Annotated in this window: 13 protein-coding genes; 6 read left to right on the top strand and 7 right to left on the bottom strand. The window is 65.3% G+C overall.

Annotated elements, in window-relative coordinates:
- The first annotated feature begins 110 nt into the window (after positions 1–110).
- The gene (locus U1707_RS08160; protein ID WP_332799570.1) at positions 111–650 is read left to right on the top strand and encodes a pseudouridine synthase; all 540 of its coding nucleotides are present in this window, start codon (positions 111–113) and stop codon (positions 648–650) included.
- A gap of 972 nt (positions 651–1,622) precedes the next feature.
- Here the strand turns inward: U1707_RS08160 and rplS are convergent.
- Positions 1,623–2,015 carry a 50S ribosomal protein L19 gene (gene rplS, locus U1707_RS08155; RefSeq protein ID WP_031395442.1) on the bottom strand — a complete coding sequence of 131 codons (393 nt, stop codon included), beginning with the start codon at positions 2,013–2,015 and terminating at the stop codon, positions 1,623–1,625.
- Positions 2,012–2,743 (bottom strand): tRNA (guanosine(37)-N1)-methyltransferase TrmD, encoded by a 732-nt coding sequence (gene trmD / locus U1707_RS08150; RefSeq protein WP_332799569.1) that lies wholly within the window; start codon positions 2,741–2,743, stop codon positions 2,012–2,014. Before trmD ends, rplS begins: the two co-directional genes overlap by 4 nt.
- A gap of 88 nt (positions 2,744–2,831) precedes the next feature.
- Here trmD and U1707_RS08145 point away from each other — a divergent pair, with 88 nt between their 5' ends.
- Positions 2,832–3,737, top strand: a complete 906-nt coding sequence (locus U1707_RS08145) for an NAD(P)/FAD-dependent oxidoreductase (RefSeq protein ID WP_332799568.1) — start codon at positions 2,832–2,834, stop codon at positions 3,735–3,737.
- Here the strand turns inward: U1707_RS08145 and rimM are convergent, their stop codons facing one another.
- From rimM to ffh, 3 genes are all read right to left on the bottom strand, one after another.
- Positions 3,738–4,256, bottom strand: coding sequence for a ribosome maturation factor RimM (gene rimM, locus U1707_RS08140; RefSeq protein WP_332799567.1), 519 nt, complete (start codon positions 4,254–4,256; stop codon positions 3,738–3,740).
- A 345-nt stretch (positions 4,257–4,601) separates the two neighbouring features.
- Positions 4,602–5,027, bottom strand: coding sequence for a 30S ribosomal protein S16 (gene rpsP, locus U1707_RS08135; protein WP_056051069.1), 426 nt, complete (start codon positions 5,025–5,027; stop codon positions 4,602–4,604).
- Between the two features lie 68 nt (positions 5,028–5,095).
- Complete coding sequence (ffh, locus tag U1707_RS08130) at positions 5,096–6,643, bottom strand: signal recognition particle protein (protein ID WP_332799566.1); 1,548 nt, start codon at positions 6,641–6,643, stop codon at positions 5,096–5,098.
- 361 nt (positions 6,644–7,004) lie between these two features.
- On the opposite strand from ffh, the gene U1707_RS08125 reads away from it, so the two are divergent.
- The 4 genes from U1707_RS08125 (at position 7,005) to U1707_RS08110 (ending at position 11,567) form a co-directional block, all read left to right on the top strand.
- The gene (locus U1707_RS08125) at positions 7,005–8,576 is read left to right on the top strand and encodes a putative bifunctional diguanylate cyclase/phosphodiesterase (RefSeq protein WP_332799565.1); all 1,572 of its coding nucleotides are present in this window, start codon (positions 7,005–7,007) and stop codon (positions 8,574–8,576) included.
- A gap of 72 nt (positions 8,577–8,648) precedes the next feature.
- Positions 8,649–9,896, top strand: coding sequence for a tRNA (N(6)-L-threonylcarbamoyladenosine(37)-C(2))-methylthiotransferase MtaB (gene mtaB, locus U1707_RS08120; RefSeq protein WP_332799564.1), 1,248 nt, complete (start codon positions 8,649–8,651; stop codon positions 9,894–9,896).
- The gene (gene ftsY, locus U1707_RS08115) at positions 9,893–10,828 is read left to right on the top strand and encodes a signal recognition particle-docking protein FtsY (protein ID WP_056051078.1); all 936 of its coding nucleotides are present in this window, start codon (positions 9,893–9,895) and stop codon (positions 10,826–10,828) included. Before mtaB ends, ftsY begins: the two co-directional genes overlap by 4 nt.
- Positions 10,829–10,901: 73 nt before the next feature.
- Entirely contained in the window at positions 10,902–11,567 is a 666-nt protein-coding gene (locus tag U1707_RS08110; RefSeq protein ID WP_332799563.1) for a septation protein A, read from the top strand.
- A 124-nt stretch (positions 11,568–11,691) separates the two neighbouring features.
- Here the strand turns inward: U1707_RS08110 and U1707_RS08105 are convergent, their stop codons facing one another.
- Together U1707_RS08105 and U1707_RS08100 are read right to left on the bottom strand one after the other, a co-directional pair.
- On the bottom strand, positions 11,692–12,306 hold the full coding sequence (locus U1707_RS08105) for a superoxide dismutase (RefSeq protein ID WP_332799562.1): 615 nt from the start codon (positions 12,304–12,306) through the stop codon (positions 11,692–11,694).
- A gap of 101 nt (positions 12,307–12,407) precedes the next feature.
- Positions 12,408–13,568 (bottom strand): TonB family protein, encoded by a 1,161-nt coding sequence (locus U1707_RS08100; protein WP_332799561.1) that lies wholly within the window; start codon positions 13,566–13,568, stop codon positions 12,408–12,410.
- Positions 13,569–13,609 lie beyond the last annotated feature (41 nt).

Here is a 13,609-nt window from a genome sequence, read left to right as displayed (position 1 = left end):
TGCCCTATCGGGAGCGGGTCACCCCTCCGTCAGCGCTCTGCGCTGCCACCTCCCCTTGCAGGGGAGGAATTACGGTCGAACCCGATCGACAATCCTTCTAAAGCCCCGGCATGCCCCGCGTAATCCTGTTCAACAAACCGTACGACGTGCTCAGCCAGTTCACCGACGTGAACAGTCCGACACCGCGCGCGACGCTGTCGCAGTTCGTCGATGTGCCGGGCGTCTATCCGGCGGGACGGCTCGACCGCGATAGCGAAGGGCTTTTGCTGCTGACCGACGACGGCCGCCTCCAGGCGCGGATCGCGGACCCGAAGTTCAAGCTGGCCAAGACCTATCTCGTGCAGGTCGAGGGCGATGCCGGCGAGGACGCGCTCGATCGGTTGCGGAGCGGCGTCGTGCTGAAGGACGGCCCTGCCCGCGCCGACGTCGAGCGGATCACCGCGCCCGACCTCTGGCCGCGCGTGCCGCCGATCCGGGTCCGCGCGAGCATCCCCGATTGCTGGCTGAAGATAACGATCCGCGAAGGCCGCAACCGGCAAGTCCGCCGCATGACCGCCGCGATCGACCACCCCACGCTGCGGCTGGTCCGGTGGAGCATCGGCGACTGGACCGTGGCGGGTCTGGAGCCCGGCACGTGGCGCGACGCCTGACGGGCGCTTGAGGCGGGCTCACGGCCGCCTGCGGGCCACCGGAGGCACGGGCGCCCATGGGCACCCTTCAGACGACAGCGTTCGCGACTGCGAGCGGAACGCCTCCCCACCCACGCCGTCATCCTGACGAAAGTCAGGACCCAGAGCCAAGCAGCGCGGCGTTCGTGATCCTGGGTCCTGACTTTCGTCAGGATGACGGAGAAGGGCATGTTCACGCGAAGGCGCTAAGGCGCGAAGAGAAGACCGGGCAAGTGCGCTAAATAAGCCGCTTCTCTTCGCGCCTTAGCGCCTTCGCGTGAATCTAGTCCTTGAGCTGCGCTGCGTTGCGCGATGTGATCATAAGTCCCGAGGACAGGGCTCCCCGCCTGCGCGGGGATGTCGATGCGTTGCGTGACGCGCCGAAATTGCATGGTGGCCCGACGAAAACTCCCTCCCCTTCAGGGGAGGGTCGGGGTGGGGCATGTCCACGCGAGCGTGCTCAGCGTGGCAAAGCCCCTCACGCCTCAAACGAGCAGCCATCCCAATCCGCCAGCAAGACGTGTTTCCCCGCGAAGGCGGGGATCCAGACTGGGCTCCCGCCTTCGCGGGAGAACAAGGAAGCGGCAGTCGGCCTGCGCAGGAACGCGCGCGCCTGTCCGATCGGACAACCACCTCCGACGCCCCGAAGGACGGAAGGGTCGCGCAACCACGACGACCGCCGCTGGCCGACGTGCTAATCCGCTGTCCTACACGCGCCTCGGAGCGCACCCTCAGCGGATGCCCAACCCCGCCCCTATCCCGCATGCATCACCTCGGCCCAAAACGCCCCTATCGAACCCCATGTCGGGCGACATGCGGAAAGCGTGTGAGACTGTGAACTTCGTGCACTTCCGCACTGCAGCATCGGCGCAAGACACTGATTTCAAGCGCACAACGAAAAAGGGCGCGGGGACCATCGCCCCCGCGCCCTTCTCCAACTCCGGCAGTCTGCGATTACTCGGCGGCTGCAGTACCCTTGGCAGGGCGCATGTCGCGGCGCTCGGCGATACGCGCTGCCTTGCCGGTGCGGCCACGCAGGTAATACAGCTTGGCGCGACGCACGGCGCCCTTGCGGACGACTTCGATCGAATCGACGTTCGGCGAGTAGAGCGGGAAGACGCGCTCGACGCCCTCGCCGAAGCTCATCTTACGCACGGTGAAGTTCGAGCCCATGCCCTTGTTCGAGCGCGCGATGCACACGCCCTCGTAGTTCTGAATACGCGTGCGCTCGCCTTCGACGACCTTCACGCCGACCTTCAGCGTATCGCCAGGGCGGAAATCGGGGATCGTCTTGTTGGCCAGGAACTTCGCGATGTTCTCGGCTTCGATCGTCTGCAACAGGTTCATGTCTCGTCCTCGTGTCGCTGCGCGCCAGAGGGCGACTGGACCCGAACGCCCTCATGGCGCTCCCAAAGGTCCGGTCGCCGTGACCGTGTATCGATCTCCGCGCGGCGTTTGCGCCATGCAGCGATCTTCGCATGATCCCCCGATCGCAGCACCTGCGGGATCGTGCGCCCTTCCCATATCTGAGGTCGGGTATAATGCGGATATTCGAGCAGCCCCGTTTCGAAGCTCTCGTCATCCCCACTAGAAGCCGCGCCCATTACGCCGGGCAGCAGCCGAATGCAAGCATCGAGCAGCACCAGCGCGCCCATCTCGCCCCCCGACAGGATGTAGTCGCCGATCGAGACCTCCTCGATATCCCGCGCCTCGAACAGGCGTTCGTCGAACCCCTCGAACCGGCCACACAGAATAGTGACGCCGGGGCCCTGCGCGAGTTCGCGAACCCGCTCCTGGGTCAGCGGCTTCCCCCGAGGAGTCATCGCCAGCACCGGCCGCCCATCCGCAACGCTGTCGATCGCGGAAGCCACGACATCGGCGCGCAGCACCATCCCGGCCCCGCCCCCCGCCGGCGTATCGTCCACCGACTTGTGCTTGTCCGTTGCAAAGTCCCGGATCTGCACCGACGAGCAGGACCACCGCCCCTCCCCCAGCGCGCGCCCCGCCAGCGACGTCCCCAGCGGCCCCGGAAACATCTCCGGATACAGCGTCAATATCGTGGCAGCGAAAGTCACAGCGTCTATATCCGAAGGCAGGGTCTGCGCCCGCACCTATACGGATCGGCGTGGCGGAACAATTGCGGCTGCGAAGCGCTCGCGGCCAATGGACGATTGCATCATCATCGGCGCCGGACCGGCAGGGCTCACCGCGGCGATCTATCTCGCGCGGTTCCATCTATCGATCCGGCTGTTCGATTGCGGCAGCAGCCGCGCCGCGCTGATCCCGTGCACGCACAACCATGCTGGCTATCCCGAGGGTATCCGCGGCACGGACCTCCTGGGTCGCATGCTAGCGCAGGCAGAGACCTATGGCGCAGTCCGCGAGGGCGCGCGCGTCGACGCGATCGAGGTGGACGACGATGGCTTCACCGTGCGGATCGGCAATCGCCGTGCCCGAGCGCGCAGCGTCCTGCTCGCGACCGGGGTCGTGAACAACCGCCCCGACATGCCGGATGCGATCCACGACGAGGCGCTCGAGGCCGGACTCTTCCGCTATTGCCCGATCTGCGACGGTTACGAGGTCACCGATAAACGCGTCGGCATCATCGGCACCGGCGACCACGGCATGCGCGAGGCGCTGTTCCTGCGCGGCTACACGAAGGACGTGACGCTGATTGCGCCTGAGGGTGGCCACGATCTCGATCCGGCGTGCGAGGCAGCGCTCGACGATGCTGGCATCGTCCGGGTCGGCGGTCCGTGCGGCAACTACGCGATCGAAGGGGGCCGGCTCGCGCTCGACACGGTCAAGGGGCGACTGGCGTTCGACAGCATTTACCCCGCGCTCGGATCGGTCATCCGTTCCGAACTGGCGGTGGCGGCGGGCGCAAGCGCGTCGGAGGACGGCTGTCTGGAGGTCGACTCGCACCAGCGCACGTCCATCCCCGGGCTCTTCGCAGCCGGCGACGTCGTGAAAGGCCTCGACCAGATCAGCCACGCTATGGGCGAAGCTGGTGTTGCCGCCACCACGATCCGCAACATGCTCGCCGAACAACGGCCTCTGCGGCGCTGATCACTCGGCCGCGAAAGACGCCTCAACCACTAGCCGCTCGGAATCCCATTCCGGCACCGCCTCGACACGCATCGGCACCATGAAGCGCTTGCCGGGCTTATCATCAACGGGAGTGCGCTCGATCTCGATAACGTCGCCCGCCCCGAAATTGTCGATCGCCACCACACGCCCAATGGCTTCGCCGTCGGTCGAGACGACACCGAGTCCGATCAGATCGGTGTGATAATATTCGTCGTCCTCGAGTTGAGGAAGCGACGACCGCGGCACGGTCAATTCCGTCCCGCGCATCGCCTCGGCCGCGTTGCGATCGGCAACTTCGGCAAAGCGCGCAATCATGCCGTTGTTACCGCTGCGGGCGGACTTCAGCGACAGCGCGCCATTGTTGAAACTCTTATAGCTCCCGAAATTCTCGGCAAAGACCTTCAGCCGCACTTCGCCACCGATGCCGTGCGCACCGATGACGACGGCAAGCGTCACGTCAGCCTTGCGAGGAGCCTTCATCGCGACCGGGAGTGTCATCGGAGCCTTCGGCGGGGTCGTCGGCGGAGACGCCTTGGTTGGTGGCATCTTCGATATCCTCGGGTGCGGGGGCTGTGCGGGGGTCGGTTTCGGGGGCCATCATGCGCTCCTGTTCGGGGTTACCGATTCAGAGAACGCATGAAGTCCGGTTCGGGTGCGGTTGGCGACCCGTAGTCGGAGCGGGGGTTGCCTCCCGCCCGTCGTCACCCCGGACTTGTTCCGGGGTCCACCGTTCCGCGCACCCAATTCTCTCGGTTCCGCGGACGGGTGGATGCCGGAACAAGCCCGGCATGACGGACAAGGGTGGGGCGATCACGCCCCACCCTTGTCCTCATAAGCGCTATCTTACGAAGCGGCTTCTTCAGTCTCGGCAGGAGCAGCCTCTGCTTCGGCAGCGGGAGCAGCCTTCGCAGCAGCTTCGGCTTCGGCAGCTTCAGCCGCCTTGGTCGCACGCTCTTCGGCGCGCTCGGTGGCCTTCTCGCCAGGCTTGCCCTTGTTTGGGTTGTTGCGGGCCGAACGCTCGAGCACGCCAGCCTGGTCGAGGAAGCGCGCGACGCGGTCGGTCGGCTGCGCGCCGACGCTCAGCCAATGCTTCGCGCGGTCGGCGTCGAGCTGCACGCGCTGCTCGTTGTCCTTGGCGAGGAGCGGGTTGTAGTTGCCGATCTTCTCGATGAAGCGGCCGTCACGCGGCGAACGCGCATCGGCAACGACGATCTTGTAGTAAGGACGCTTCTTGGAGCCACCGCGCGCGAGGCGAATGTTGATTGCCATGATATTTTCCTTCGTCTTCTAGATAGAGTCCCCGGCGCGAGCCGAGGTGTCGTGGTTGGATAAGGAGGTTATTTCTTCTTCAGAAAATCGTCGAAACCGGCCGGCATCTGCGGCATCTTGGGGCCACCAAGCCCCGGCAGACCACCGCCCGATGAACCGCCCGGCAGGCCACCGGCGCCAGCCTTGTTGAGCATATCGCCCATCTGCGGCCCGCCGATCGCGTTGCCGATGCCGCCAAGACCGCCCCCAAGACCACCTTTTCCGAGCATCGCCATCATGCCTTTCATGCCGCCCATCTTCTTGATCTTCTTCATGGCGGTCGACATTTCGAGGTGCATCTTGAGCAGCTTGTTGACCTCCTGGACGGTCGTCCCGGAGCCCTTGGCGATACGGATCTTGCGCTTGGCGTTGATCAGCTCGGGCTTGTTGCGCTCCTTGATCGTCATCGATCCGATCATCGCGTCCATGTGCACCAGCACCTTTTCGCCACCGACCGACGCGACCGCGCCCTGCGCCTTCTTCATGCCGGGGATCATCCCCGCCAGCGCGCCGAGCCCGCCCATCCGCTGCATCTGCGCCAGTTGGGCACGCAGGTCGTTCATGTCGAACTGACCCTTGGCCATCTTGGCGGCCATACGCTCGGCGTCTTCGGCCTGGATCGACTCCGCGGCCCGCTCGACCAGGCTGACGACGTCGCCCATGCCGAGGATGCGCCCAGCGACACGCTCCGGATGGAACGCCTCGAGCGCATCGAGCTTCTCGCCGGTGCCAGCGAACTTGATCGGCTTGCCGGTGACCGCACGCATCGAAAGCGCCGCACCGCCCCGGGCATCGCCGTCCATGCGGGTCAGCACGATACCCGTCAGCGGCACTTGGTCGCTGAAGTTCTGCGCGACGTTGACCGCGTCCTGGCCGGTCAGCGAATCGACGACGAGCAGGATCTCGGCCGGGTTCGCGACGTCGGCGACCGCCTTCATCTCGTCCATCAACGCCTGATCGACATGGAGGCGACCCGCGGTGTCGAGCATCAGGACGTCATAGCCCTGAAGCTTGGCCGCCTGCATCGCGCGGCGGGCGATATCGACCGGCTGCTGGCCCTGCACGATCGGCAGCGTCGCGACGTCGATCTGCGTGCCGAGCGTCGCCAGCTGTTCCTGCGCGTTCGGGCGATTGACGTCGAGTGACGCCATCAGCACCTTCTTGCGCTCGCGACCGGCCTGGCCGAAATTGGCCTGCCCCGCCGCCAGCCGCTTGGCGATCTTGGCGGTGGTGGTCGTCTTGCCCGAGCCCTGGAGGCCGACCATCATGATGACGGCCGGCGGCGTGACGCCCAGCTCGAGCTCTACGGCGTCCGAGCCGAGCATCTCGACCAGCGCATCGCTGACGATCTTGACGACCTGCTGCCCCGGCGTGACCGAGCGCAACACGTTCTGGCCGATAGCCTTCTCGGTCGCCTTCTCGACGAACTCGCGCGCCACCGGCAGCGCAACGTCGGCCTCGAGCAGCGCGACACGCACCTCGCGCATCGCCGCACGCACGTCCGCTTCGGTCAGCGCACCCCGGCCGCGAAGGCGGTCGAAGACGCCGCCAAGTCGATCGCTCAGGCTTTCGAACATCGAAATACTCCAAAATACCGCAACACAACGCAAAAGCGCCGGCGGGCGAAACCTCGCCGGCCAGCGTGCATCCTTGGATGCTCGTCTTATGCGCTCCGATACGGAACGTGGGTGGTCACCTACTGGAAACGCGTGTCGAGCGCAAGACAGACGCAATCCGTACGAGCAGCGGACGGCAGCAGCCCCTGCCGTCATCCCTTTACCGCAGTACATCAACGCTCCGGCGCAACGCCGTCGACCTTAACCCGTCCTACACATCTTGCGGAGCACATCGGTTGGATCAGGGACCGTACAGGCCGTATTATCGATGAATTTACCGCCGGCGACCACCCGTTCGCTTCGCCTCATCAGCCGGGAATTCATGACCGGCGCGCTAACCGGTGCCGCGCTGCTGATGTTCGTCGGCACGGGCGGCAGCGTGCTGGTCAAAACGATCGAGTATTGGAAGGGCGGCACGACGGTTGTCGATCGGACGCTGATCGCCGCGATGGTGTTGAACGTCGCGCTGATCCTGTTCGGCTGGTTCCGGTATCGCGGTCTCGCCAAGGAACTCTCGCTACTGACGGACGCGGACCAGCGCGCAAAGCTTCCCTGGCAATCGGATCCGCTGACAGGCTTCCTGAATCGCCGCAGCCTGATCGAGGAAGGCGCGGCGCTGTTCACCGGCTCGCTCCGCCGGGGCAAGGCATTAGCCCTGCTGACCATCGATCTCGACCATTTCAAGATCGTCAACGACGTGCATGGCTATGCGATCGGCGATGCGTTGCTCGCGCAGGTTGCCGAGAAGATCAGCGCTTTCGTACCCGGTTCGAGTCTGCTCGCACGCCTCAATGCCGATGAGTTCGCGTGCACGGTAGTATTCGACACTGCCTATCCGGGCGTCGTGGACAGGATTGCCGAACGGTTGATCGCGGACTTCTCGAAACCGTTCGTCGTCGGCGGCACTGAAATCCACGTCAGTACCTCGATTGGTATCGCGCGCTCGGACATCGATTGCACGTCGATGGACGCGCTTTTGAGAACGTCGGCCATGGCGCTGCACGCCGCCAAGGTCGCCGGGCGCAATCGTTACACATGGTTCGACGGTGCGATGGAGCGATCCGTCCAGTTGCGCGGCGATATCGAGGCCGGGTTGCGTGCCGCCGTCCCCAACGACACCATCGTGCCGTTTTTCGAACAGCAGGTCGACCTGACGACAGGCCGCATTACCGGGTTCGAGGTGCTCGCGCGGTGGGAGCATCCGACGCGCGGCACGATCGGGCCAGACGTCTTCATTCCGATCGCCGAGGAGATCGGCCTGATCGGCGAGCTCTCACTGTCGATCATGCGACAGGCGTTTACCGCCGCGCGCGACTGGGATGCCAGCCTTTCACTGTCGATCAACATCTCGCCCATGCAGTTGCGCGATGCATGGCTGGCGCAGAAGGTCATCAAGACGCTCGTCGAAACCGGTTTCCCCGCGAGTCGGCTCGAGATCGAGATCACCGAAAGCGCATTGTTCGACAATCTGCCGCTCGCCCAGTCGATCGTCGGCAGCCTCAAGAACCAAGGCATCCGCATCGCCCTGGACGACTTCGGTACCGGCTATTCGAGCCTTGCACATCTACGGGCGTTGCCTTTCGACCGGATCAAGGTCGACAGGAGCTTCGTCGCGTCGATGCTAGACAATCCCGACAGCATGGCGATCGTCAACACGATCGTCCGCCTGGGCGATAGCCTCAACCTCCCGACCACGGCCGAGGGAATAGAGAACGCCGCGGTCGAAGAGCGGCTGCGCGGCATGGGATGCGCAAAGGGTCAGGGATATCTGTACGGTCGGCCACTTTGCGCCGCTCAGGTCCGCCGCCTGCTCGCGGAAAAGCGTTTGCTGGCACAGCGGCCGGACCGCGACGCGCCGCCACCGCGCGGCATCGCGCCCCGGTTGGCGAGCTAACCGGGAACGTTCGGACATAACCGCGAACCGCAAAGCGTGGACTTCGCCCCCGCCCCCTCCTAAATCGCCCGCATGTCACCCGCTCCCGCGCCAGAGGTCATCTCCCTCGGCTGCCGCCTCAACATCGCGGAAAGCGAAACCATCCGCGCGCTCGTCGCCGGGCGAGACATGGTCGTGGTCAACAGTTGCGCGGTCACCAACGCTGCAGTGAAGGCGACCCGGGTCGCGATCCGCCGCGCGAAACGCGACCGCCCCGAAGCCCAGATCGTCGTCACCGGATGCGCCGCACAGATCGACCCGGCTAGCTTCGCCGCGATGCCCGAAGTCGATCGCGTCATCGGCAATGCGGACAAGCTCACGTATTCAGCTTGGAAGGCTGATGTAAAAGTCGTCGTATCCGACATCATGCAGGTCCGCGAGACCGCACCCCACCTCGCGGCCAGCTTCTCTGCCCACGCCCGTGCGTTCGTCGAGGTGCAGAACGGCTGCGACCACCGCTGCACCTTCTGCGCGATCCCGTTCGGCCGTGGCCCGAGCCGCTCGGTCCCGGCGGGCGCGGTCGTCGACCGGATCGCCGGCCTCGTCGATGCCGGCCACCGCGAGATCGTCCTGACCGGCGTCGACCTCACCAGCTACGGCCCCGACCTGCCCGGCGCACCGACGCTCGGCCACCTCGTCGAACGCATCCTGCATAACGTCCCGAAGCTAGAACGCCTCCGTCTCTCCTCGCTAGACGGCATCGAGATCGACGACCGCCTCTTCGCGCTGCTGACCACCGAACGCCGGATCATGCCGCACATCCACCTGTCATTGCAGGCCGGCGACGACATGATCCTCAAGCGCATGAAGCGCCGTCATTCCCGCGCGGAAAGCGTTGCACTAGTCGAGCGCCTCAAGACAGCCCGCCCCGACATCGCGATCGGCGCGGACCTGATCGCCGGCTTCCCGACCGAGGATGCGGCGATGTTCGCCAACACGCGCGCGCTGATCGACGACTGCCACATCGTCCACCCGCACATCTTCCCCTATTCGCCCCGCGCCGGCACCCCCGCCGCGCGGATGCCGCAGGTCGAACTCGAACTTCGCCGCCAGCGCGCCGCCCTTCTTCGCCAAGCCGGCGAAACCGCGCGAGCGAACTGGCTCCGAACGCTGGTAGGGACATCGCAGGATCTACTCGTCGAACGCCCCGGCGACCGCGGCCATATCGGTAATTTCGCCGAAGTCCTGCTGGACGAACCCGCCATACCCGGCGACATCGTCCGCATCACGATCACCGGCGCCACGTCCGACCGCCTCGACGCAACACGAGAACCATCATGAGCACCACCCCCACCTGGCACGACAAGCTGATCGGCGGCTTCAAGCGCACCTCCGACCGGCTCGTCGGCAACCTCGCCGGCCTCGGCGGCGCACGGCTCGACGATTCGACGCTCGACGACATCGAGGAAGCACTGATCGCCTCCGATCTCGGCCCCGAAACCGCCGGCCGCATCCGCCGCCGCCTGTCCGAAGGCAGCTTCGAACGCAACATGGAGGAGCTCGGCATCCGCGTGATCGTCGCGGAAGAGGTCGAGAAGGTCCTCGCCACGGTCGCAAAACCAATCGAGATCGACGCCTTCCCACGGCCTCAAGTGATCCTCGTCATCGGCGTCAACGGCTCGGGTAAAACGACGACCATCGCCAAGCTCGCCCATCTGCTTATGGAGCAGGATTACGGGGTGATGCTAGCCGCGGGCGACACGTTCCGCGCCGCCGCGATCGGCCAGCTGCGCACCTGGGCCGAGCGCGTCGGCGTTCCGATCGTGACCGGCCCCGAAGGCGGCGATGCAGCCGGCGTGGTGTGGGACGCGGTCAAGAAGGCGACGGAGACCGGTATCGACGTGCTGATCGTCGACACCGCCGGCCGCCTCCAGAACAAGCGCGAACTGATGGACGAACTGGCGAAAATTCGCCGCGTCCTCGGTCGCATCAACCCGGAGAGCCCGCACGACATCGTTCTGGTGCTCGACGCCACCACCGGCCAGAATGCGCTACAGCAGATCGAGGTCTTCAAGGAGGTCGCGGGCGTCACCGGTCTCGTGATGACCAAGCTCGACGGCACCGCGCGCGGCGGCGTGCTGGTCGCCGCGGCGGAGAAATACGGCCTCCCCATCCATGCGATCGGCATCGGCGAGGGCATGACCGACCTGCGACCGTTCGACGCGAACGAGGTGAGCCGGATCATCGCGGGCGTGGAGAGCGTTCGGAAGTAACGCCACTCCATTTGCCGTGCCCCTCTTTTTCCGTTCGTCCTGAGCGTAGTCGAAGGACCGGCCCGTTTGTGGCATGTCCTTCGACTACGCTCAGGACGAACGGTATTTCTGGATTGATCTCGTGACCCCCACAAAGCCCCCCCTGTCCCCCGGCCTCCGCATGGCGGTCGACTACGGCCCGCTCGCGGTCTTCTTCGCGGTGAACTTCCTCACCCCCGGCTTACCAATCGTCCGCGTCGTCGCCGCGACCACCGCGTTCATCATCGCCACGATCGCCGCGATGATCGTGTCGAAGGTGAAAACCGGCCATATCTCGCCGATGCTGTGGCTGTCGGGCGCGCTGATCGTCGTGTTCGGCGGGCTGACGATCTATTTCCATGACCAGCGCTTCATCCAGATGAAGCCGACGATCATCTACGCGATGTTCGCGGCGATCCTGACGTTCGGTCTCGTCACCAAGCGCCCGCTGCTCCAGTCGCTGCTCGCAACCGCTTACCCCGGCCTGTCCGCCGATGGCTGGCGCAAGCTTACGCGCAACTGGGCTGTGTTCTTCGTGTTCATGGCAGTGCTGAACGAGGCGGTCTGGCGCAACACGACCTGGGATTTCTGGGTCGGCTTCAAGCTGTGGGGTGCGATCCCGCTGACGCTGATCTTCGCGTTTGCCAACATCCCGATGCTGTTGAAGCACGGATTGCAAACGGGCGACAACGCCGTGACCGACCTGCCGCCCGAGGGGTAATCTACTGCTCCCCTCCCGTTTACGGGAGGGGTTGGGGGAGGGGCGTGCCTCACTGACCTAACGCCAGTACGTACGTCGCGCCCTCCCCTAGCCCCTCCCGCAAGCGGGAGGGGAATCCAGAACCTCAGCCAGCAACCTTCGCGTAGCGCTCGCCGACGACGTCCCAGTTCACGATGTCCCACCAAGCCTTCAGATAGCCCGGACGATCGTTCTTGTACGTCAGGTAATAGGCGTGCTCCCAGACGTCGTTACCGAGCAGCGGCGTACCCGGCTCCTTGGCATCGTCCATCAGCGGATTGTCCTGGTTCGGCGTGCTCGTAACCTTCAGCTTGCCGCTCGCATCCGCGATCAGCCACGCCCAACCAGAGCCGAACTGCCCGGCACCCTTGGTGTTGAACTCTTCCTTCAGCTTGTCGAGGCTGCCGAAGTCGCGATCGATCGCCTCGGCCAGCTTGCCCGACGGTGCCTGGCCGGTCTTGGCCGCCATGGTCTTCCAGAAGAAGTCGTGGTTCCAGAAGCCCCCGCCATTGTTGCGCACCAGCGGCGGTTGCGACGAGATCATGCCGAGGATGTCCTCGATCGACTTGCCCTGCAGCGCGGAGTCCTTCTCGACGCCTTCGTTCAGCTTTGCCGTGTACGCCGCGTGATGCTTGTCGTGGTGAAACTTCATCGTCTCCTGGTCGATCACCGGCTCGAGCGCATCATAGGCGTAAGGCAGCGGTGGGAGTTCGAAAGCCATGGGGTTTCTCCTTTATGGGGTCGGACGCTCAACGCCCGCGCTGCTCAAATGGTCCCGTAAAAGTCGTTGCGCAAGCGTACCGGCACGCTAGTTCCTGTGGCTTAATACGAGGGTTGCGGTGGATCGAAGACGACAGGCGGCGAGCCGGGTTGGCGGGCGATCGGTCCCATTCGAAACTTCACCCGGTCGACGCAGCCCGTATAGCCGGTCGCGGACGGCACGCGCTTGGCCATCGCCAACAGCTGCACGGCCTGCGCGCCAAACTCCTCGGCGGGTTGCGCTGCGAGAACGCGGACATTGCCCGTCTGGCCCCATGGTGCCACGTCGTAGCCGATCACCGCCCATCCCTCGATCGCACGACGTCGGAACTGCTCGGGATAGGTAAGCCTCGGTTCGACCGCCCACTCGGCCTTTGTCGGACAGGTCGCCCCGGCCACACGAAAGCTCGCCTCTTCGGGCATGGGCGGCGCCGGCATTGTCGCGGAACCGATCCTATACGGATACTGGCATCCTACCCGAGCGCCCGGCGCGAACCGTGAATCCCCGATAGCAGTCATCGACGCCGCTGCCAGCGCCGCGTTGCCGTTGCCCGCCACCGGCTTGAGGTGAATCGGCTTGCCGGCATCGTCGATATCGAAGCCGATCATGCTCCAGCTCGGCCGACCAGGCTGCTTCGGTATCGCGTCGAAGTCCGGAAACGCACGGTTGCGAACCTGTGGCGCTGGATCGTAGCAGGTCGAACCAGCCGGCTTCACGCGCGCCCACATCTCCGCGGTCGGCCGCTGACCGGGGAACATCGTATAAGCCATGACCGAGGTGACCGGCGCAGCGGCGACCCGTTGCGGCGCGGGGACGAAGGTCAGGCTGCACTCGGCGTGTGCGGCACCGGGTGCGAACTGACCGACTGCCAGCGCCGGGGTCAGGTCCTCGCCCGCGACGACATACCCCTTCGCGATACGCCGGATGTCGAGCGGCCGGCCGGTCTGGTCGATCGTGAAGCCGTACGAGACCGGCTTCATGCCGTTACCCGGCGACGACCATCCCAGCGCCGGCATCACGGCTGGCGGTCGGGTGAAGACCACCGGAATCCCGGCACAGCGGACGTCCTGCGCCGTCCACGAGATGAACACCTGTCCCGCGCCGGTCCAGCTGCTGGGCGCGGCATGGGGAAACTGGAATTCGATGATGGGCGGCGGAACTTGCGCGGCCGCGGTCAGCGTGACGGCCGGTAGGATCGACAGGACGGATCGTAACAGCCTCATAACATGCGCTCCCCAGTATCCAGCCGCATGGTGACGCTTGC

Origin of the sequence: Sphingomonas sandaracina, from assembly GCF_036663695.1 — a bacterium.
Lineage (GTDB): Bacteria > Pseudomonadota > Alphaproteobacteria > Sphingomonadales > Sphingomonadaceae > Sphingomonas.
This window is presented reverse-complemented; position numbering and strand designations above follow the sequence as displayed.